This window comes from Streptomyces lincolnensis, assembly GCF_001685355.1.
In the GTDB taxonomy this organism is placed as follows: Bacteria; Actinomycetota; Actinomycetes; order Streptomycetales; family Streptomycetaceae; genus Streptomyces; species Streptomyces lincolnensis.
Genome location: NZ_CP016438.1, coordinates 2,902,531 through 2,921,744, shown reverse-complemented (window position 1 = coordinate 2,921,744; position 19,214 = coordinate 2,902,531). Strand labels below are relative to the sequence as shown.

Here is a 19,214-nt window from a genome sequence, read left to right as displayed (position 1 = left end):
GGGGTTCGCCACGGGCCATGAGCCCACTGGCTGAAATCCTGAGCACGACTGGACTGCCCGGACGTTACCCGTCGGTATGGCTTCTTCGACAGGGGGGTCCGGCGAGATGTTCGCCGCGTCACACGGTTTGGTGTTCCTCGGCGCACAGTAGTCGACGCACTAACTGACTGGCCAGTAACCGCAAGCTCCACCGCCACTGTTCACGTATGGCGCACACGCTTACGCTTGATCGTCATGGCCCCCACACCCGCCGCCAACGACAGAACGCGCGTCCATGTGGTCAGCGACGTGCACGGCAACGCCCGCGACCTGGCCAGAGCCGGCGACGGCGCGGACGCCCTGATCTGTCTGGGTGACCTTGTTCTCTTCCTCGACTACGCCGACCACTCCCGCGGGATCTTCCCCGACCTGTTCGGCGTGGAGAACGCCGACCGCATCGTCCAGCTGCGCACCGCCCGCCGCTTCGAGGAGGCCCGGGAGTTCGGCACCCGGCTGTGGGCCGGCATCGGCACCGACCGGGCCACCGCGATCGAGAAGGCGGTGCGCAAGCAGTACGCCGAGATGTTCGCCGCCTTCCCGACACCGACGTACGCCACCTACGGCAATGTCGACATGCCGCCTCTGTGGCCGGAATACGCCGGACCCGGTACCACCGTGCTCGACGGCGAGCGGGTGGAGATCGGCGGCCGGACCTTCGGCTTCGTCGGCGGCGGCCTCCGGACCCCGATGCGCACGCCGTACGAGATCAGCGACGAGGAGTACGTGGCGAAGATCGAGGCGGTCGGCGAGGTGGACGTGCTGTGCACGCACATCCCGCCGGAGGTGCCCGAACTTGTCTACGACACGGTCGCGCGCCGCTTCGAGCGGGGCAGCCGCGCGCTCCTCGCGGCGATCAGGCGCACGCGCCCCCGGTACGCCCTGTTCGGCCATGTCCACCAGCCGCTGGTGCGGCGGATGCGGATCGGGGCGACGGAGTGCGTCAACGTCGGTCACTTCGCGGGGACCGGGAAGCCGTGGGCGCTGGAGTGGTGATCATGGTGGTGGGCGGCTTCCCGTGGACGGCGAGCGGTTCCCGGTGAATACGGCCGCTCGCCTGCGCGGTAGCCTTCACGCTGCACACACGTGCGCACGACCCTTCCTCACCGGACCGCATCTGGAGGAGCCACCGCGATGGCGGAACACACCAGCTCGAGCATCACGATCGAGGCGGCACCGGCCGATGTCATGGCGGTCATCGCCGACTTCGCCCGCTACCCGGACTGGACCGGCGAGGTGAAGGAGGCGGAGGTGCTGGCGACCGACGCCGCCGGACGCGCCGAGCAGGTCCGCCTCGTCATGGACGCCGGCGCGATCAAGGACGACCAGGTCCTGGGCTACACCTGGGCCGGTGAGAACGAGGTCTCCTGGACGCTGGTGAAGTCCCAGATGCTGCGTTCCCTGGACGGCTCGTACGTGCTCAAGCCGACCGGGACGGGTTCGACCGAGGTCACGTATCTGCTGACCGTCGACGTCAAGATCCCGATGCTCGGCATGATCAAGCGCAAGGCGGAGAAGGTCATCATCGACCGGGCGCTGGCGGGTCTGAAGAAGCGGGTGGAAGCGGGGCAGTAGGGGTTGCGCCGTAGGGGTGCCGGTCCGGTTTCCGGGTGCGGGCAGCGCTGTGGCCGGTCGCGCAGTTCCCCGCGCCCCTTAGGTGGGTGCGGTCGCCGTCTGCTCAAGCCGCGGGTCCCTGTGCCTCGCCATAGCTGCGGGCAATCGTGCCGCCTAGGGCGGCACCCGTCCCAACGAAAGGCGGCACCCCGTAAGCGCCGGGTTGCGCGACCCACCCCCGGCCCGCCCCCGCGCCGGGCACGTTACGGTTCACCCCTATGCGCACCATCCTGATCACGGGCCCCGGCGGCAGCGGTCGTACGACGATCGCCGCCGCCACCGCACTCGCCGCCGCCCGCGAGGGCAAGCGCACACTGCTCCTCAGTGCCGACCGCACCGACAGCCTCGGCGCGGTGCTAGGCGTGGCGACGGGGGCGAAGCCGGTGGAGGTCGCCGAGCGCCTCACCGCCTGGCGCCCCGACGCCACCGCCCGCTTCCGGCAGGACCTCGCCGCGTTCCAGGAGCGCGCCACCTCCGCCCTCGACCTGCTCGGCGCCTCCCGGCTGGACCCGGAGGAGCTCACGCCGCTGCCCGGCGCCGAGGAGCTCACGCTGCTGCGCGCGCTGCGGGACGCGGCCCTCGCCGAGGCGCACGACCTGCTGATCGTCGACCTCCCGCCCACCCCGCAGGCACTCGCCCTCCTCACCCTCCCCGAGGAGCTCCGCCGCTACCTGCGCCGCCTCCTGCCGCCCGAACGGCAGGCGGCCCGCGCCCTGCGCCCCGTCCTCGGCCGGCTGGCCGGCGTCCCCATGCCCGCGCAGTGGCTGTACGAGACGGCGTCCCGCTGGGACCTGGAGCTCGGCGCCGTGGAGGCGGTCCTCGCCGACCGCGACACCGCCGTACGGCTGGTCGCGGAGCCCGGCCCGGCCGGCGCCGACGCCGTCCGCACCGCGGGGCTCGCCCTCGCCCTGCGCGGCCTGCGCCCCGACGCGCTGGTCGCGAACCGGGTCGTACCGGAGGACTGGCCCCCGGGCCTCGTCGCCCAGCAGCGCAAGGCACTGGACGAGTGGCGGGAGACCTACGGCGTCCATGGCGTTCACGGCGTCCCCCACCTCGGCCACGACCCCCGCGGCACCGACGACCTCGCGGCCCTCCCCGTCCCCGGAACCGACGCCACGGACTCCGCCGTCGAGTGGCCCGTCACCGACCGGCTCGCCGAGGAGGGCGTGCTGGTCTGGCACCTCCCGCTGCCCGGCGCGATACGCGAGGAACTGGACCTGATCCGGCGGGGCGACGAACTCGTCGTCGCGGCGGGCCCGTTCCGGCGGATCGTTCCGCTGCCGTCGGCCCTGCGCCGCTGCACCGTGGACGGCGCCGCGCTGCGCGAGGGCGAGCTGCGGATCCGGTTCGCCCCGGACCCGGATCTCTGGCCGCAGACCCCGTGAACCGCCTGCGCCCGTTCGGGTAACGTCGTAGGGACGAACCGTAGTCAGGAGTCCGTCATGAGCGAAGAGCTCCCCCCGTCCGACGCCGGAGACCGCGAGGCGCTCGACGAGGTGCGGGCGACCGACGCCGACGCCTGGGCGACCGCGTGCGCCGAGGACCTCGCCGCCGAGAAGGCCCGCCGCCGATCCGAGTACGGTCCGCCTCCGGGCTCGGCCGCCGAGGAACTGCGCAAGCTCGTCGACACCGTCGCCGAGAAGCTCGACAAGCTGTCCGGCCTCCAGTCCCCGCTGCTCGGCGCGGTCGCCGGACCCGCCGCCCAGCAGGTGGTCAAGCAGGTCGTCCAGCAGGCCAAGGCCGCCGTCGAACCGGTCATCGAGCGCAACCCGGACGTCTTCGACCATCTCGCGGCGGCGGGCAACGAACTGCTGGCCGCCTACCGCTCCGCCGTCCAGGCTCAGGAGGGCCGCTGGACCAGCCGTGACACCGCTCCGCGCGACCTGGACGAGAGCCCCCGCGACAAGGGCGACGAGGCGGGCCCCGGCCAGCGCATCGACCTGGACTGAAACCCCTGACGGCAGGGCCTCGGGTACGGTTGGCCGTAGCGGGGCTCGACCGAAACTGAGGGATTCATGGGACTCACCATCGGCGTCGATATCGGCGGCACGAAGATCGCGGCCGGCGTGGTCGATGAGGACGGCAACATCCTCTCGACCCACAAGGTGCCGACCCCGGGCACGCCCGAGGGCATCGTGGACGCCATCGCCTCCGCGGTGGAAGGCGCCCGTGCCGGGCACGAGATCGTCGGCGTGGGCATCGGTGCGGCCGGTTACGTCAACCGGCAGCGCTCCACGGTCTACTTCGCGCCCAACATCGACTGGCGCAACGAGCCGCTGAAGGAGAAGGTCGAGACCCGCGTGGGCCTTCCGGTCGTCGTGGAGAACGACGCCAACGCGGCCGCGTGGGGCGAGTACAAGTTCGGCGGCGGCAAGGGCCACCGCAACGTCATCTGCATCACGCTCGGCACCGGCCTCGGCGGCGGCATCATCATCGGCAACAAGCTGCGCCGCGGCCACTTCGGCGTGGCGGCCGAGTTCGGCCACATCCGCATGGTTCCGGACGGTCTGCTGTGCGGCTGCGGCTCGCAGGGCTGCTGGGAGCAGTACGCCTCCGGCCGCGCCCTCGTGCGGTACGCCAGGCAGCGCGCCAACGCCACCCCCGAGAACGCCGAGATCCTCCTCGGCCTCGGTGACGGCACCCCCGACGGCATCGAGGGCAAGCACATCTCCATGGCCGCCCGCCAGGGCGACCCGGTCGCCGTCGACTCCTACCGCGAGCTCGCCCGCTGGGCCGGCGCCGGCCTGGCCGACCTCGCCTCCCTCTTCGACCCCTCCGCCTTCATCGTCGGCGGCGGTCTCTCCGACGAGGGCGAACTCGTCCTCGACCCCATCCGCAAGTCCTACAAGCGCTGGCTGGTGGGCGGCAACTGGCGCCCGGTCGCCGATGTGATCGCGGCTCAGCTGGGCAACAAGGCGGGCCTGGTGGGCGCGGCGGACCTGGCGAGAGAGCCGGACCCGATCATGTAGTCGTCCGCCGTGCGTGACGAGCCCGCCGTGCCCCGCCCCGGGCCGGCGGGCCTCGTCGTATGTTGACGGCATGGAGACGAGCGAACAGCTGCCCAACTCCCGTACCGAGCCCGACGGTTCCGCCGTCGTCCGCGTCCTCAGTTACAACATCCGTTCGATGCGCGACGACACGAGCGCACTGGCCAGGGTGATCACCGCCTGCGCCCCCGACCTCGTTCTCGTCCAGGAGGCCCCCCGCTTCTTCCGCTGGCGCAAGAAACTCGCCCGGCTGGCGGCCGCCTCCGGCCAGGTGATCCTCTCGGGCGGGGGTACCGCGGCCGGCCCGGCGATCCTCTGCTCGCTCAGGGCCACCGTCGAGCGCACCGAGGACGTCCTGCTTCCGCTCACTCCGGGCCACCACCGCCGCGGCTTCGCCACCGCCGTCGTACGGTTCGGCGGCGCCCGGGTCGGCGTGCTCAGCTGTCATCTGTCGTTGCAGAAGGACGAGCGGTACGACCAGAGCGGCATGCTTCTGGACCGGCTGGCCGGAATGGGCGTGGAACACGCGATCGCGGGCGGCGACCTCAACGAACGCCCCGGCGGCCGCACCTTCACCCGGCTCGCCGAGGGCCTCCAGGACTGCTGGGCCACCACCCCCTGGGGCGGCGAGCACACCTGGACCCGCACCACCCCTCACCGGCGCATCGACGCGATCTTCGCCACCAAGGGCATCGAGGTGCTCGGCTGCGGGGTACCGCTGGACCGGCCGGGTGTGACCGAGGCCGATCTCCTGGCGGCCACGGACCACCTCCCGGTCCTGGCCGCGCTCAGAATCCCCGCGGACCGGACGGTCTCCGCGCCCTAGACGACCGCGCCCCGCCCGGGATCGTCGTCCTCGTCGTCACCCGGCCGCATCCGCATCACCAGGGTGCCGAAGCCGCCCAGGAAGCCGCCGATGCCGAGGGTGGTGAGCCACCAGGTCATCTCCCAACCGAGGAGAACGGCCAGCAGAAGCAGCAGCGGCCCGCCGAGCACTCCCAGCCAGGCGAACTTCGCCGTGGCGTCGGCGGCGGGCAGCGGTGGCGGCTCCGGCGGCACGAAGTGCCCCTCGTCGTCCTCCGTGAAGTCGTCCTCGGACGGCTCCGGCGCGCTGTAGTCCCGCGGCCCGACACCGGGAGCGAAGGCCACGGAGCCGCCCAGCGGCTTCGCGGGCTCCTCGTCCTTGGCCGCCTTGCTCTCCTCGGCCGCTTCGGCCCCCTCGGCCGTCCTGGCCTCCTTGGCCTGCTTGGTGTCCCCGGGAGCCTCGTCGTTGGTCTCGGGCTCCAGCAGGGCCAGGTCCTCGACCGACTTGAAGGGCTTGGCGCCCGGCGGGTCCGGCGGCTCGTCGCCGTACCCGGCGACGATGGCCGCCCACGCGGCGGCCTCGTCGAACGGGACGTTCTGCTCGACCGGCTCGCGGTCCTCGCGCTCCCCGCGGTCCTCACGCTCGGAGTCGTGCTCAGCCACCTGCGGCCGTCCCTTCCTGCTGGCTCGATCGGCCGGCCTCGGCCGCCTCCTCGCCGACACCGGGTGCGAGCCGGCCGATGAACGCGAGGCTCTCCGCGAAGATCCGGTCCGCGTCATGGTCCAACGTCGCCACGTGGTAGCTCTGTTCCAGCACGATCTCCTGTACGTCGGTGGAGGACACCCGGCTCAGCACCCGCGCCGAATCGGCCGCCGGCACCACATGGTCCACGGCGCTGCGCAGGACCAGCAGCGGCTGGGTGACCTGCGGAAGCTCGCCGTCGACCAGGCGGAAGAAGGTGCGCAGGGAGTGCGCGGCGCGCAGCGGCACCCGCTCGTACCCCAGCTCGACCCTGCCCTCCTTGGCGATGTCGCTGGCGATGCCCGGCGTGGACCGGACGAGGTGATGGACCACCGGAAGGGCGTGCGCGGCCAGCCCGTGCATCCGGTTCGCCGGATTGACGACCACGACACCGGAAACCGCGTCGCCGTGCTTGGCGGCCAGCCTGAGCGCGAGCGTGCCGCCCATCGACAGGCCCGCCACGAACACCCGCGCGCACCGCTCGCTCAGGACGCGCAGCTCGCGGTCCACCTCGGCGTACCAGTCCTGCCAGCCGGTGAGCTGCATGTCCTCCCAGCGGGTGCCGTGCCCGGGCAGCAGCGGCAGCGAGACGGTCAGGCCGCGCGCGGCGAGATGCTCCGCCCAGGGGCGCAGCGACTGGGGGGAACCGGTGAAGCCGTGGCAGAGGAGGACGCCTACCTCCCCGCCCTCGTGGCGGAACGGCTCGGCTCCGGGCAGGACCGGCACCTTCGGTCTCCTGTTCATGAGAGGGACGTACGTGTTCGGACGTGTGTGTTCGGACGGACGGGCTCGGACGGACGGGCTCGGACGTGCGGGTTCACGAGAAGGCTGCGCAGAACGAGGTGAGATGTGAAGTCCAGGTGGCTTCACCGTACGCGACCGCACTGACACCGACCAGGGCCGTCGGGCTCATTGGCGGTGCTCCGGGTTAAGGTCTGATCTACGGCTACAGGAGGCACGCGGGTGTTGTACGGCACGATGAAGGTCGCCATCGGAGGGCCGCTGAAGGTCGCCTTCAGGCCCTGGGTGGAGGGTCTGGAGAACATCCCGGCCGAGGGCGCCGCGATCCTGGCGAGCAACCACCTGTCGTTCTCCGACTCGTTCTTCCTGCCCGCGGTCCTGGACCGCAAGGTGACCTTCATCGCGAAGGCCGAGTACTTCACCACGCCCGGCGTGAAGGGCCGCCTCACGGCCGCGTTCTTCAAGGGCGTCGGCCAGCTCCCGGTGGACCGTTCCGGCGGCCGTGGCGCCGGCGAGGCGGCCATCAGGAGCGGTATCCAGGTGCTGGAGAGCGGTGAGCTGTTCGGTATCTACCCGGAGGGCACCCGCTCGCCCGACGGCCGCCTCTACCGGGGCAAGCCCGGCGGCCTCGCGCGCGTGGCGCTCGCCACCGGCGCGCCGGTCGTCCCGGTCGCCATGATCGACACCGAGAAGATCCAGCCGCCGGGCAAGGTGATGCCCAAGCTGATGCGGCCGGGCATCCGGATCGGCGCGCCCCTGGACTTCAGCCGCTACCAGGGCATGGAGCACGACCGCTTCGTCCTGCGCGCCCTGACCGACGAGGTCATGTACGAGATCATGAAGCTCTCCGGCCAGGAGTACGTCGACATGTACGCGACGGCCGCCAAGCGGCAGATCGCGGACGCGGCGAAGGCCGAGAGGGACGCGGAGAAGGCCGCCAAGGCCGCCCTCGCGAGGGCGGAGAAGGCCGAGAAGGCGGAGCGCGACGCGAGGGCGCAGACGGAGAACTCGGGGTCCTAGGATCCTGGGACACGGCAGTCCGGGCGGGGTGGGGGAGATGGCCAAACGCGTTCGCGTCATGCGGATGTCGGTCGAGCAGCCGCTGTGGCGCGCGCTCACCGGCTACCGGGTGCTCACCATGCTGTACGCGATGGGGCTCTTCGTCAGCCAGTACGACACGTACGACCGTCCCCGCATCGCGGTCGTCTACTACGTCGTCCTGTTCGTCTGGACGCTCGCCACCCTGCCCCGCGTCCAGAACGCGGCGGCCTGCACCAAGCGCTTCCTCGCCGCCGACCTCTCCGTCGCGCTCGTCGGCATCGTCCTGACCCCGCTGGCCGTCAACGAGCACCACATCCAGACGGGCGGCCCCACGCTGCCGTCGATATGGACGGCCGGCTCGGTCCTGGCGTTCGCCATCAAGGGCGGCTGGCGCTGGGCCGCGTTCGCCTCCACGCCGGTCGCCGTCGCCAACCTGATCGAGCGCGGCACCTGGGCCCGGGACACCGTCCACAACGTGATCCTGGTCTGGGTCGCCTCCATCGCCATCGGCTACGTCGTCGAGGTCGCCCGCGCCTCCGAACGCACCCTCGCCCGCGCCCTGGAGATCGAGGCCGCCACCAGGGAACGGGAGCGGCTCGCCCGGGACATCCACGACAGCGTGCTCCAGGTGCTGGCGATGGTGCAGCGGCGCGGCGCGGTCCTCGGCGGCGAGGCGGCCGAGCTGGGCCGCATGGCCGGTGAGCAGGAGGTCGCGCTGCGCACCCTGGTCTCCGGCGGGCTGCTCCCGGTCTCCCGTATCTCGGAGGACGAGGCCGAGGGGGCCGTCGTACGGGCCGTCGACGAGCCGGAGGACTCCTCCGGGCCCGTCGATCTGCGCGCGCTGCTCGCCCCGTACGCCTCCGCCAAGGTCAACCTCGCCGAGCCCGGCGCTCCGGTACCGCTGCCCCCGGCCTCGGCACGGGAGCTGGCCGCGGCCGTCGGCGCCGCCCTGGACAACGTCCACCGGCACGCCGGCGAGGACGCGCGCGCGTGGATCCTGGTCGAGGACGAGCCCGACGAGGTGATCGTGACCGTCCGCGACGACGGCCCCGGCATCCCCGAGGGCCGGCTCGCGCAGGCCGAGGGGGAGGGGCGGCTCGGGGTGGCCCTGTCGATCCGGGGCAGGCTGCGCGAGATCGGCGGCAGCGCCGAGCTGATCTCGGTTCCCGGTCAGGGCACGGAAGTAGAGCTGAAGGTACCGAAGGTCTCACGGGGGAAGGCAGGCACACGATGAGTGACAAGGGCCCGATCAAGGTCATGGTCGTCGACGACCACCCCATGTGGCGCGACGCCGTCGCCCGCGACCTGGGCGAGTCCGGGTTCGACGTGGTCGCCACCGCGGGCGACGGCGAACAGGCCGTACGCCGCGCCAAGGCGGCCGGCCCCGACGTACTGGTCCTCGACCTCAACCTGCCGGCCAAGCCCGGCGTCCAGGTCTGCAAGGAACTCGTCGGCCACAACCCGGCCCTCAGGGTCCTGGTGCTGTCGGCGAGCGGGGAGCACGCCGACGTCCTGGAGGCGGTGAAGTCGGGCGCGACCGGCTACCTGCTGAAGTCGGCCTCCACGGAGGAACTGCTCGACGCGGTCCGCCGTACGGCCGTCGGCGACCCGGTCTTCACCCCCGGCCTGGCCGGACTGGTCCTCGGCGAGTACCGCCGCCTCGCCTCCGAGCCGGCGCCGGCCGCCGGCCCCGACCAGCCCCGGGCCCCGGAACTCACCGACCGCGAGACCGAGGTGCTGCGGCTGGTCGCCAAGGGCCTGAGCTACAAGCAGATCGCCGAACGCCTGGTGATCTCCCACCGCACGGTCCAGAACCACGTCCAGAACACCCTCGGCAAGCTCCAACTGCACAACAGGGTCGAGCTGGTGCGCTACGCGATAGAGCGCGGGCTCGACGACGAGTGAGCACTCTCGACGGCGAGTGAGACGCGCGCCACACTGACCCTTCGTCAGGCACCTGCGGCGAAGGGACTTTTTCCATGCGCGTCGGAGTACTGACCGGAGGCGGCGACTGCCCCGGGCTCAACGCCGTCATCCGGGCCGTCGTCCGCAAGGGCGTACAGGAGTACGGCTATGACTTCGTCGGCTACCGGGACGGCTGGCGAGGTCCGCTGGAGGACGCCACCGTGCGTCTCGACATCCCGGCCGTGCGCGGGATCCTGCCCCGCGGCGGCACCATCCTCGGGTCCTCGCGCACCAACCCGCTCAAGCAGGAGGGCGGTATCCGCCGCATCCAGGAGAACCTCGCCGAGCGGGAGGTCGAGGCACTCATCGTCATCGGCGGCGAGGACACCCTGGGGGTGGCCGCGACCTTGTCCGACGAGCACGGCGTGCCCTGCGTCGGCGTACCGAAGACCATCGACAACGACCTGTCCGCCACCGACTACACCTTCGGCTTCGACACCGCCGTCGGCATCGCCACCGAGGCCATCGACCGGCTCCACACCACGGCCGAGTCCCATATGCGGGTCCTGGTCGTCGAGGTGATGGGCCGGCACGCGGGCTGGATCGCGATCCACTCCGGCCTGGCCGGCGGCGCCAACGTCATCCTCATCCCCGAACAGCGCTTCGACACCGAGCAGGTGTGCACCTGGGTGACCTCCCGCTTCAAGGCGTCGTACGCCCCCATCGTGGTGGTCGCCGAGGGCGCGATGCCCAAGGACGGCGACATGGTGCTCAAGGACCAGTCGCTGGACTCCTTCGGCCATGTGAGGCTCTCCGGCGTCGGCGAGTGGCTGGCCAAGGAGATCGAGAAGCGCACCGGCAAGGAGGCCCGCACCACGGTCCTCGGGCACGTCCAGCGCGGCGGCACGCCCAGCGCCTTCGACCGCTGGCTCGCCACCCGCTTCGGCCTGCACGCCATCGAGGCCGTCCGCGACGGCGACTTCGGCCGGATGGTGGCCCTGCGCGGCACGGACATCGTGCGCGTCCCGATCGCGGAGGCCACGGCACAGCTGAAGACGGTGGACCCGAAGCTGTACGAGGAGGTCGGCGTGTTCTTCGGCTAGGACCGGTGGGGACCGGCGGCCCGCCCGCGCCGCCGGTCCCCACCGTCCCCGGCTACCCGGCGGGCCGCCGCTGCGAGCACCTGCCCGCGGTCCGCAGCCCGCCCGCCAACTCCCGTACGACTGCGGCGCCGTTCAGCGTCAGGACCGACTCGGGATGGAACTGCACACCCGCGATGCCCGGCCCCCGCAACGCGTGCACCTCGCCCGACGCGCTACGGCTGATCTCGATGCCGTGCGCGGCCAGCTCCTGTGCCGTCCCGTCGTCGCAGCGCGCCACGAAGCTGTTGTAGAAACCGACGGTCTCCGCCCGCCCGAACAGATCGATCTCCGTCTGCGCGCCCTGGTACGGCACGTCCTTGCGGACGATCTCCAGCCCCAGCTCGGCCGCGACCAGCTCGTGTCCGAGGCAGACCCCGAGCACGCCGTGCCGGTTGTCCCGCAGCACCTCGGCGGTCAGGGCCCGCAGGAAGCGCATCTTGGGATCGTCCGCGTCGGAGGGATCACCCGGCCCGGGGCCCAGCACGACCGGCCCCTCGTGCGCGAGCACCGCCTCCCGCAGACCCGGCTCGTCGTACCGGCGGACGCTCACGTCGAGTCCGCTCGACCGCAGCACGTGCGCGAGCATCGCGGTGAAGGTGTCCTCGCCGTCGACGACCAGCGCGTGCCCGGTGAGTTCCTCGGCCCGGTCCTGCATCCGCAGCCAGAACGGCGCCAGCGAGGCGCGGCGCCCGTCCAGCGCGGCCCGCACCCGGGGATCGTCGGCCAGCCGCGGCCGTACGGACTCCGTACGCGGCCGGGACGGCCGTACGCCGAGAGCCGCCAGCACCCCGGCCGCCTTGGCGTGGGTCTCCGCGACCTCGCTCGCCGGGTCCGAACCGCGCACCAGGGTCGCGCCGACCGGAACCCGCAGCCGTCCGTCGGCGGAGATGTCGGCGGTACGGATCAGAATGGGGGAGTCCAGGGTCTGGGCGCCGCCGGAGTCCCGGCCGAGCAGTGCCAGCGCGCCGGCGTAGTAGCCCCGCCCGCCGCTCTCGTGCCGCTCGATGACCCGGCAGGCGTTCTGCACCGGCGAGCCGGTCACGGTGGCCGCGAACATGGTCTCCCTCAGGACCTCCCGCACATCCAGAGAGGACTTCCCGCGCAGCTCGTACTCGGTGTGCGCGAGATGGGCCATCTCCTTCAGCCGGGGCCCGACCACGACCCCGCCCATGTCGCCCACCGTGCACATCATCTTGAGCTCCTCGTCGACGACCATCGACAGCTCCTCGACCTCCTTGCCGTCGGCCAGGAACTCCAGCAGGTGCTCGGGGGTCGGCCCCTCGGCGGGATAGCGGTACGTCCCGCTGATCGGATTCATGACGACGGTCCCGCCGGACATCCGCACATGCACCTCGGGACTGGCCCCGACCAGCGTCCGCTGCCCGGTATGCACGACGAACGTCCAGTACGCGCCCCGCTCGCCCACCAGCAGCCGCCGGAACAGCGCGAGGGCGTCGGCGCGCGAGAACCCCGGGATCCCGCCCTCGTACGTCCGCCGGATCACGAAGTTCGCGCCCTCACCGGCGCCGATCTCCTCCCGCAGCACCCGCCCGACGATCTCGGCGTACTCCTCGTCGGCCACGTCGAAGCCGCCGTCCCGCACCCGGACGTCGTGGGCGGGGAGCTGTGCGAGGACCTCGTCCAGAGCCAGGGTGTGGGTTTCCTCGGGCGTCAGCACCGCGAGGGGCGTCCCGTCGTCCCGGACGTCGAAGCCGCGCTCGCGGATCTGGCGGAACGGGATCAGCGCCAGGCCCTCGTCGGGGAGGTCGGCGAGGCGGTCGTACTCGGTGACCGGGCCGAGGAACACCTCCACGGTGTTCTCGTCATGGCCCGGTGTACGGCGGCGCAGCAGGGCGAACGGGCGGGGATCACCGAGCAGGTCGGGCAGATGCATGGGTCCGTTTCCTTGTCGCTGGGAGGAACGGACCCCGGAAACGCCGAAGGCCGCCCCTCGGGCGGCCTTCGCGAAGTCTTGCGTACGCGCAGTCAGTGGGCCGCCGGATGAGCGGTCCACCACCAGGTCTGGGTCGAATGCGCGAACATGCGGGGCACCCTACCCCACGCGCACCTGAGCAGGAGGGCGTCTCACCTGTCGAGCCGCGCGAAAATCACTCGACACGACCCCGTAATGTTGAGGTCGTGACCGTGAACGCTAAGACCAGCTCCACCGCTGGCAACACCTGGCGAGATCTGCCCGCGGCGCAGCAGCCCGAGTACCCCGACACCGAGGCTCTGCGCGCAGTCGTTGCGGAGCTCGAGTCGTATCCGCCGCTCGTCTTCGCGGGCGAGTGTGACCAGCTGCGCGCGAGGATGGCGGCCGTCGCCAAGGGAGAGGCGTTCCTCCTCCAGGGCGGCGACTGCGCGGAGGCCTTCGACGCGGTCTCCGCCGACCAGATCCGCAACAAGCTCAAGACCCTGCTCCAGATGGGCGCCGTGCTGACGTACGCCGCCTCGGTGCCGGTGGTCAAGATCGGCCGGATCGCCGGGCAGTACTCCAAGCCGCGCTCCAAGCCCACCGAGACCCGCGACGGCGTGACCCTGCCCACCTACCGCGGTGACTCGGTCAACGGCTTCGACTTCACCGAGGCCGCCCGCATCCCGGACCCCGAGCGGCTGAAGCGGATGTACCACGCCTCCGCCTCCACGCTGAACCTGGTGCGCGCCTTCACCACCGGCGGCTACGCCGACCTGCGCCAGGTGCATGCCTGGAACCAGGACTTCGTGAAGTCCTCGCCGTCGGGGCAGCGCTACGAGCAGCTGGCCCGGGAGATCGACAACGCGCTGAACTTCATGCACGCCTGCGGGGCGGACCCGGAGGAGTTCAAGACCGTCGAGTTCTACAGCTCGCACGAGGCGCTGCTGCTCGACTACGAGTCGGCCCTGACCCGGGTGGACTCCCGGACGGGGCAGCTGTACGACGTCTCCGCGCACATGGTGTGGATCGGCGAGCGCACCCGGCAGCTGGACCACGCGCACATCGAGTTCGGCTCGCAGATCCGCAACCCGATCGGCATCAAGCTCGGCCCGACCACCACGGCCGAGGAGGCGCTCCAGTACATCGAGCGCCTGGACCCCGACCGTGAGCCGGGCCGGCTGACCTTCATCGTCCGCATGGGCGCCGACAAGGTCCGCGACAAGCTGCCCGAGCTGGTCGAGAAGGTCACCGCCTCCGGCGCCACCGTGGCCTGGATCACCGACCCGATGCACGGCAACACCTACGAGGCGGCCTCCGGTCACAAGACCCGTCGCTTCGACGACGTGCTGGACGAGGTCAAGGGCTTCTTCGAGGTGCACAAGGGCCTGGGCACCCACCCGGGCGGCATCCACGTGGAGCTCACCGGTGACGATGTCACCGAGTGCGTGGGCGGCGGCGACGAGATCTTCGTCGACGACCTGCACCAGCGCTACGAGACGGCCTGCGACCCGCGGCTCAACCGCAGCCAGTCGCTCGACCTGGCCTTCCTCGTCGCCGAGATGTACAGGGACCAGTAAGGGTTCTGCCTGTTACAGAAGCATGCGGTGGGGCGCGGATCACATACGATCCGCGCCCCACCGCACTTTTAAGGCTCCTGTGACCCGGGTAAGGTTAGGTTAGCCTCACCGATCAACGGGATGGCACCAAGCGAACGATCCCGGCGGGAGGTGGACCGCGTGTACGTCTGCAACTGCTTCGGCGTGACCGAGGCGCAGGTGAGGAAGCACGCGGAGGACGGCGCCTGCACACCCCGCCAGATAGCCTCCGCCTGCAAGGCGGGTACGGACTGCGGATCGTGCGTACGGCGGATCCAGGCACTGCTGGGCCGGGGCGCGTGCCCCCGCCGTGACCTCGCGGACCAGGGCGAGCCGGTCCTGGCCGAGCTGGAGGAAGCCGCCTAGGCCTCCGGCTGCTCGATCAGCTGGGCGATGTAGAGCGCCTCGCCGAGCTTCTCCAGGATCTCCAGCTGGGTGTCGAGGTAGTCGATGTGGTGCTCCTCGTCCTCCAGGATCGACTCGAAGATGTTCGCGGACGTGATGTCGTTCTTGTCGCGCATCACCTTGATCCCGCGCTTGAGGCGGTCGATCGCCTCGACCTCGATCTGCCGGTCCGCCTCGAACATCTCCTTGACCGTCTGGCCCACGCGCACATGGAAGAGGCGCTGGTAGTTGGGCAGACCGTCCAGGAAGAGGATCCGGTCGGTGAGCACCTCGGCGTGCTTCATCTCGTCGATCGACTCGTGCCGGGTGTACTTCGCGAGCTTCGTCCAGCCGAAGTTCTCCTGCATCTTCGCGTGCAGGAAGTACTGGTTGATCGCGGTCAGCTCGGCAGTCAGCTGCTCGTTGAGGAATTCGATGACCTCGGGGTCGCCCTGCATCGCAGAGGCTCCTTCCAACCGGGGGGAACTGGCAGGTTGCGCCGCATCCTTGCACCGAGAACGAAGATCGTCCAGTAAGTCTTCACTTAGTAAGTAAGGGCAGGCTTAGTTCTAATTGCCCGATATGGGCTGGGGTTGGTCATGTGCACTGCCCAGGGTCTGTCAGGATGGAGACATGGGTCAGCCGGTGGAACGCGAATCGGGAGAAGAGGCGTACTCCGAGCTTCCGCCGGGACAGCGACTCCAGCGCGGCTGGCCGGTCACGCACTACGGCCCGGTCCCCAAGTTCCGTCCCGAGCGCTGGGAGTTCCGGGTCTTCGGCGCCACCGCGGACGGCGAGAAGCGCTGCTGGAACCACGAGGAGTTCACGGCCCTGCCGCACACCTCCGTCGTGGGCGATCTGCACTGCGTCACGAAGTTCAGCATGCTCGGATCCGAATGGGGCGGCGTTCCGGCCCGGACGATCCTGGAGATCGCCCCGCCCGCGCCGAGCGTCACCCATGTGATGGTGTGGGCGGAATACGGGTTCAGCTCGAACCTGCGCCTCGCCGACTTCGCGGACGAGCGCGCGATCTTCGCCACCCACAAGGACGGCGAGCTGCTCACCGCGGAACACGGCTTCCCGCTGCGCCTCGTCGTGCCGCATCTGTACGCCTGGAAGGGACCCAAGTGGGTCCGCGGCGTGGAGTACATGACCGCCGACCGCCGCGGCTTCTGGGAGGAGCGCGGCTATCACAACGTCGGCGACCCCTGGAAGGAACAGCGGTACTCGTACCAGGAGGAACCGGAGGACGGCCCCGAGCTCTGACTCAGCCGTCCCGCAGCTTCTTCAGCCGCTCCACGTCCGCCGCGTGCCCCTCCTTGCCGCCGGGCGTCTCGATGATCAGCGGTACGCCCTCGGTGGCGGGGTGGGTCATGAGTTCGCGGAACGGGTCCTCGCCGATGTGACCGGCGCCGATGTTCTCGTGGCGGTCCTTGTGGGCGCCGACCACGTCCTTGGAGTCGTTGGCGTGGATCAGCTTCAGCCGGCCCTCGCCGACCGTGTCCACCAGCAGGTCCAGGGTCTGGTGCATACCGCTCGGCCCCGTCAGGTCGTGCCCGGCCGCGAAGATGTGGCAGGTGTCCAGGCACACGCCCAGCCGGGGATGGGCGTCCAGCGCCTCGAAGTACGGCCCGAAGTCCCAGGTCCGCGAGCACAGCGAGGCGCCCTGCCCGGCGGTCGACTCCAGGAGCAGATACGGGTCGTCGTCGTGGGTGAGCTCGTCGAGCAGCGGCAGCAGGTGCTCCCGCACCTGCTTCAGGGCCACGGAACGCTCCCGTCCGCCGGTCGCGCTGCCGGTGTGCACGACCACGCCCAGCGCCCCGATCTCCCGCCCGCGCCGCAGCGAATGCCGCAGTGACTCGACCGACTTCTCCACGGTCGCCTCGGTGTGCGAGCCGAAGTTGATCAGGTACGGGGCATGGACGTACGCCGGGATCGACTCGGCCTCGCACACCGCGCGGAACTCCTCGTCCTGGCGGGGATTCCCGGTGGGTGTGGCCCAGCCGCGCGGGTTGGCGACGAAGACCTGGACGGTCTCGGCCTTGAGGTCATGGGCGTACGACAGGCCCACGGAGTGCAGGCCGCCGGCCACGGGGACGTGGCCGCCGACGGGGTTGCGCTGAATCGTCACGGATTCAGGGTGTCATGCGGTCGGGGATGGTCCGTCAGCGGATGGTGATCGTGATCGTCGACCCCTTGGGTGCACTCTCCCCGCCCGCCACGGACTGGTTCTTCACGGTGTCGCCGAAGAGCCCGAGCAGTCCGCGGTCCTCGTCGACCTGGAAGCCGGCGCCCTCCAGGGCGGCCTTCGCGTCGTCCACCTTGTCGCCCACCACGTCCGGGACCTCGATCATCTCGGGGCCCTTGGACACGGTCAGCGTCACGGTGTCGCCCTCGGCGGCCTGCCTGCCGTCCGCCGGTGTCTGCCGGGCGACCTGGCCCTTGTCGAACTCCGAGGAGGTGACCTGCTGGGGGGCGACCTTCACCTTCAGGCCCGCCTCCTCCAGCTCCGCCCGCGCGTCCTCGACGGTCCGGCCGGTGACGTCCGGGACGTCGATCGGGCTGCCCTTGCTGACGGTGAGCGCGATCGCCGAGCCCGCCCGCCGCTCGGTGCCCTTGTCCGGGGCGGTGGAGATGACGGAGCCCCTCGGGACGTCCTCGCTGAACTCCCGGGTGACCATGCCCGGCTCCAGCCCGCCGTCCTTCAGCAGGGACCTCGCCTTGTCCAGGCGGTAACCCTCCACGTCGGGCACCCGGACCGTCTCCGGGCCGTCCGAGACGGTGAACGACACGGAGTCGTTGCTGCGGATCCGGCTGCCGGGCCCCGGGTCGGAGCTCATGACGGTGCCGCGCTTGAAGGTGTCGCTGTAGGCGTGCTTGACGTCACCGACGTCCAGCCCGGCCGACTCCAGCCGGTCCCGGGCCTGCGCCTCGGTCTTCTCCAGCAGTCTCGGGACCTCGGTGAACTGGCCGGCGTTGATGTACCAGACGCCCGCGCCGACACCGAGGACCAGCAGCACGGCGGCGACGATCGCCACGAGACGGGGCCGCGGTCCGCTCCGGCGGCGCGGGGGCGGGGGCGGCGCCGACTCCAGCCGGCTCGTGCGGTGGTAGCCGCCCTCGGGCTCGTCCTCGTTGACCGGCAGCGGCCGGGGGACGGTCAGCGAACGCGGGATCACGCTCGTGCGGTTGTCGGAGGTGTCCTGCGCCGCGGAGTTCGCCTGCGGCGGCACGGCGTCCAGCTGGTCCGCGCTCAGCCCGGCGCGCGCCTCCCGCGCCTGGGCGAGCACCGCGACCGCGTCGTACGGGCGCAGATCGGGGTTGCGGGCCGTCGCGGACGCCACCAGCTCGTCCAGTTCGTACGCCAGCCCCGGGGCCAGGGCCGAGGGCGGCGGCACGTCCTCGTGGAGGTGCTTGTACAGCACGATCGCGGGGGAGTCCCCGTCGTGGGGCCTCTCGCCGGTGAGCATCTCGTACAGGACGACACCGCACGCGTACACGTCGACCCGGGGGTCGGCGGCGCCCGGCTGCTCGATCTGCTCCGGCGCGAGGTAGGAGACGGTGCCGAGGACGGCGCCGGTGGTGCTGGTGACCGTGTTCACGGAGCGCACGAGACCGAAGTCGGCGACCTTGACCCGGCCGTCGTCCCCTATCAGCACGTTCTCCGGCTTCATGTCCCGGTGCACGAACCCGGCGCGGTGCGCGGCACCGAGCGCGGCCAGGACCGGCTCCAGGATGTCGAGCGCGGCCCGGGGCTGGAGCGCCCCGCGGTCGCGCAGCACGTCACGCAGGGTGCAGCCCGCGATGTACTCCATGGCCAGGTAGACGTACGACCCGTCGGTGCCCTGGTCGAAGACCTGCACGACATTGGGGTGCGCGAGCCGGGCGACGGACTTCGCCTCCCGGATGAACCGCTCGACGAAGACCCCGTCGGCGGCGAGCGCGGGGTGCATCACCTTGAGCGCGAGCACGCGGTCCAGGCGGGTGTCCAGGGCCCGGTAGACCGTGGCCATCCCGCCGACCGCGATACGCGCGTCCACGCGATAGCGGCCGTCGAGCAGCTGCCCGACCAGCGGGTCCTGAAGGGTCGTATCCACGCAGGTGAGTGTACGAGTTGTCGCTGACAGTCCAGCGGGATCGGGGTATTTCGGGGCTGGACTGAAGCGGAGCTGTGACGCGGATCGCACGCAGCGGATGGCGTGGGGACGATTGTTCGGCTGCGGCTGAGTGGGGGCTGGTCGCGCAGTTCCCCGCGCCCCTTGAGGTAAGGGCAGTCGCCCTCTGCTCAAGCTGTCCCCGCCTCTCCGG

At 71.1% G+C, this 19,214-nt stretch carries 20 protein-coding genes; 13 read left to right on the top strand and 7 right to left on the bottom strand.

Features of this window, described 5'->3' with window-relative positions:
• Positions 1-234: 234 nt before the first annotated feature.
• The 6 genes from SLINC_RS12945 (at position 235) to SLINC_RS12920 (ending at position 5,463) form a co-directional block, all read left to right on the top strand.
• The gene (locus SLINC_RS12945; protein ID WP_067431110.1) at positions 235-1,032 is read left to right on the top strand and encodes a metallophosphoesterase family protein; all 798 of its coding nucleotides are present in this window, start codon (positions 235-237) and stop codon (positions 1,030-1,032) included.
• 138 nt (positions 1,033-1,170) lie between these two features.
• Positions 1,171-1,611 (top strand): SRPBCC family protein, encoded by a 441-nt coding sequence (locus SLINC_RS12940; protein WP_067431107.1) that lies wholly within the window; start codon positions 1,171-1,173, stop codon positions 1,609-1,611.
• 257 nt (positions 1,612-1,868) lie between these two features.
• Complete coding sequence (locus SLINC_RS12935; RefSeq protein WP_067431103.1) at positions 1,869-3,035, top strand: ArsA family ATPase; 1,167 nt, start codon at positions 1,869-1,871, stop codon at positions 3,033-3,035.
• A 57-nt stretch (positions 3,036-3,092) separates the two neighbouring features.
• A complete protein-coding gene (locus tag SLINC_RS12930; RefSeq protein ID WP_067431100.1) occupies positions 3,093-3,599 on the top strand; it encodes a DUF5304 domain-containing protein in 507 nt (168 codons plus the stop codon).
• 66 nt (positions 3,600-3,665) lie between these two features.
• Positions 3,666-4,619: an ROK family glucokinase gene (locus tag SLINC_RS12925; RefSeq protein WP_067431097.1), complete on the top strand. Its 954-nt coding sequence runs from the start codon at positions 3,666-3,668 to the stop codon at positions 4,617-4,619.
• Between the two features lie 70 nt (positions 4,620-4,689).
• Positions 4,690-5,463, top strand: a complete 774-nt coding sequence (locus SLINC_RS12920; RefSeq protein WP_067431094.1) for an endonuclease/exonuclease/phosphatase family protein — start codon at positions 4,690-4,692, stop codon at positions 5,461-5,463.
• On the opposite strand, the gene SLINC_RS12915 is transcribed toward SLINC_RS12920, so the two are convergent.
• Positions 5,460-6,104, bottom strand: a complete 645-nt coding sequence (locus SLINC_RS12915; RefSeq protein ID WP_067431091.1) for a hypothetical protein — start codon at positions 6,102-6,104, stop codon at positions 5,460-5,462. The genes SLINC_RS12920 and SLINC_RS12915 overlap by 4 nt on opposite strands.
• Positions 6,097-6,909 carry an alpha/beta hydrolase gene (locus SLINC_RS12910; RefSeq protein ID WP_067431088.1) on the bottom strand — a complete coding sequence of 271 codons (813 nt, stop codon included), beginning with the start codon at positions 6,907-6,909 and terminating at the stop codon, positions 6,097-6,099. Before SLINC_RS12910 ends, SLINC_RS12915 begins: the two co-directional genes overlap by 8 nt.
• Before the next feature lie 252 nt (positions 6,910-7,161).
• Here SLINC_RS12910 and SLINC_RS12905 point away from each other — a divergent pair, with 252 nt between their 5' ends.
• The 4 genes from SLINC_RS12905 (at position 7,162) to SLINC_RS12890 (ending at position 10,973) form a co-directional block, all read left to right on the top strand.
• On the top strand, positions 7,162-7,944 hold the full coding sequence (locus SLINC_RS12905; protein WP_067445274.1) for a lysophospholipid acyltransferase family protein: 783 nt from the start codon (positions 7,162-7,164) through the stop codon (positions 7,942-7,944).
• A 37-nt stretch (positions 7,945-7,981) separates the two neighbouring features.
• On the top strand, positions 7,982-9,199 hold the full coding sequence (macS, locus tag SLINC_RS12900) for a MacS family sensor histidine kinase (protein WP_067431084.1): 1,218 nt from the start codon (positions 7,982-7,984) through the stop codon (positions 9,197-9,199).
• The gene (locus SLINC_RS12895) at positions 9,196-9,870 is read left to right on the top strand and encodes a response regulator (RefSeq protein ID WP_067431081.1); all 675 of its coding nucleotides are present in this window, start codon (positions 9,196-9,198) and stop codon (positions 9,868-9,870) included. Before macS ends, SLINC_RS12895 begins: the two co-directional genes overlap by 4 nt.
• A 74-nt stretch (positions 9,871-9,944) precedes the next feature.
• Positions 9,945-10,973 carry a 6-phosphofructokinase gene (locus tag SLINC_RS12890; RefSeq protein ID WP_067431078.1) on the top strand — a complete coding sequence of 343 codons (1,029 nt, stop codon included), beginning with the start codon at positions 9,945-9,947 and terminating at the stop codon, positions 10,971-10,973.
• A 52-nt stretch (positions 10,974-11,025) separates the two neighbouring features.
• Here SLINC_RS12890 and SLINC_RS12885 read toward each other — a convergent pair whose 3' ends face one another.
• Both SLINC_RS12885 and SLINC_RS50400 read right to left on the bottom strand, forming a co-directional pair.
• Positions 11,026-12,906, bottom strand: coding sequence for an anthranilate synthase family protein (locus tag SLINC_RS12885; RefSeq protein WP_067431074.1), 1,881 nt, complete (start codon positions 12,904-12,906; stop codon positions 11,026-11,028).
• A 92-nt stretch (positions 12,907-12,998) separates the two neighbouring features.
• Positions 12,999-13,055, bottom strand: a complete 57-nt coding sequence (locus SLINC_RS50400; protein WP_073723848.1) for a trp operon leader peptide — start codon at positions 13,053-13,055, stop codon at positions 12,999-13,001.
• A gap of 96 nt (positions 13,056-13,151) precedes the next feature.
• Between SLINC_RS50400 and SLINC_RS12880 the strand changes: the two genes are divergently transcribed.
• Positions 13,152-14,504, top strand: a complete 1,353-nt coding sequence (locus SLINC_RS12880) for a class II 3-deoxy-7-phosphoheptulonate synthase (RefSeq protein ID WP_067431072.1) — start codon at positions 13,152-13,154, stop codon at positions 14,502-14,504.
• Between the two features lie 150 nt (positions 14,505-14,654).
• A complete protein-coding gene (locus SLINC_RS12875; protein WP_079164510.1) occupies positions 14,655-14,888 on the top strand; it encodes a (2Fe-2S)-binding protein in 234 nt (77 codons plus the stop codon).
• Here SLINC_RS12875 and bfr read toward each other — a convergent pair.
• Positions 14,885-15,364: a bacterioferritin gene (gene bfr / locus SLINC_RS12870; RefSeq protein ID WP_067431066.1), complete on the bottom strand. Its 480-nt coding sequence runs from the start codon at positions 15,362-15,364 to the stop codon at positions 14,885-14,887. The two genes, SLINC_RS12875 and bfr, sit on opposite strands and share 4 nt — an antisense overlap.
• A 175-nt stretch (positions 15,365-15,539) precedes the next feature.
• Here bfr and SLINC_RS12865 point away from each other — a divergent pair, with 175 nt between their 5' ends.
• Positions 15,540-16,172, top strand: coding sequence for a sulfite oxidase-like oxidoreductase (locus SLINC_RS12865; protein WP_067431063.1), 633 nt, complete (start codon positions 15,540-15,542; stop codon positions 16,170-16,172).
• Position 16,173: 1 nt separating this feature from the next.
• Here the strand turns inward: SLINC_RS12865 and SLINC_RS12860 are convergent, their stop codons facing one another.
• The gene (locus SLINC_RS12860) at positions 16,174-17,037 is read right to left on the bottom strand and encodes a deoxyribonuclease IV (protein WP_067431060.1); all 864 of its coding nucleotides are present in this window, start codon (positions 17,035-17,037) and stop codon (positions 16,174-16,176) included.
• A gap of 34 nt (positions 17,038-17,071) precedes the next feature.
• Positions 17,072-19,003, bottom strand: a complete 1,932-nt coding sequence (gene pknB / locus SLINC_RS12855; RefSeq protein ID WP_067431057.1) for a Stk1 family PASTA domain-containing Ser/Thr kinase — start codon at positions 19,001-19,003, stop codon at positions 17,072-17,074.
• Between the last annotated feature and the right edge of the window lie 211 nt (positions 19,004-19,214).

Coding starts and splice junctions, on each gene's coding strand:
- SLINC_RS12945 (WP_067431110.1), top strand. CDS start 235: ATGGCCCCCACACCCGCCGCCAACGACAGAACGCGCGTCCATGTGGTC.
- SLINC_RS12940 (WP_067431107.1), top strand. CDS start 1,171: ATGGCGGAACACACCAGCTCGAGCATCACGATCGAGGCGGCACCGGCC.
- SLINC_RS12935 (WP_067431103.1), top strand. CDS start 1,869: ATGCGCACCATCCTGATCACGGGCCCCGGCGGCAGCGGTCGTACGACG.
- SLINC_RS12930 (WP_067431100.1), top strand. CDS start 3,093: ATGAGCGAAGAGCTCCCCCCGTCCGACGCCGGAGACCGCGAGGCGCTC.
- SLINC_RS12925 (WP_067431097.1), top strand. CDS start 3,666: ATGGGACTCACCATCGGCGTCGATATCGGCGGCACGAAGATCGCGGCC.
- SLINC_RS12920 (WP_067431094.1), top strand. CDS start 4,690: ATGGAGACGAGCGAACAGCTGCCCAACTCCCGTACCGAGCCCGACGGT.
- SLINC_RS12905 (WP_067445274.1), top strand. CDS start 7,162: ATGAAGGTCGCCATCGGAGGGCCGCTGAAGGTCGCCTTCAGGCCCTGG.
- macS (WP_067431084.1), top strand. CDS start 7,982: ATGGCCAAACGCGTTCGCGTCATGCGGATGTCGGTCGAGCAGCCGCTG.
- SLINC_RS12895 (WP_067431081.1), top strand. CDS start 9,196: ATGAGTGACAAGGGCCCGATCAAGGTCATGGTCGTCGACGACCACCCC.
- SLINC_RS12890 (WP_067431078.1), top strand. CDS start 9,945: ATGCGCGTCGGAGTACTGACCGGAGGCGGCGACTGCCCCGGGCTCAAC.
- SLINC_RS12885 (WP_067431074.1), bottom strand. CDS start 12,906: ATGCATCTGCCCGACCTGCTCGGTGATCCCCGCCCGTTCGCCCTGCTG.
- bfr (WP_067431066.1), bottom strand. CDS start 15,364: ATGCAGGGCGACCCCGAGGTCATCGAATTCCTCAACGAGCAGCTGACT.
- SLINC_RS12865 (WP_067431063.1), top strand. CDS start 15,540: ATGGGTCAGCCGGTGGAACGCGAATCGGGAGAAGAGGCGTACTCCGAG.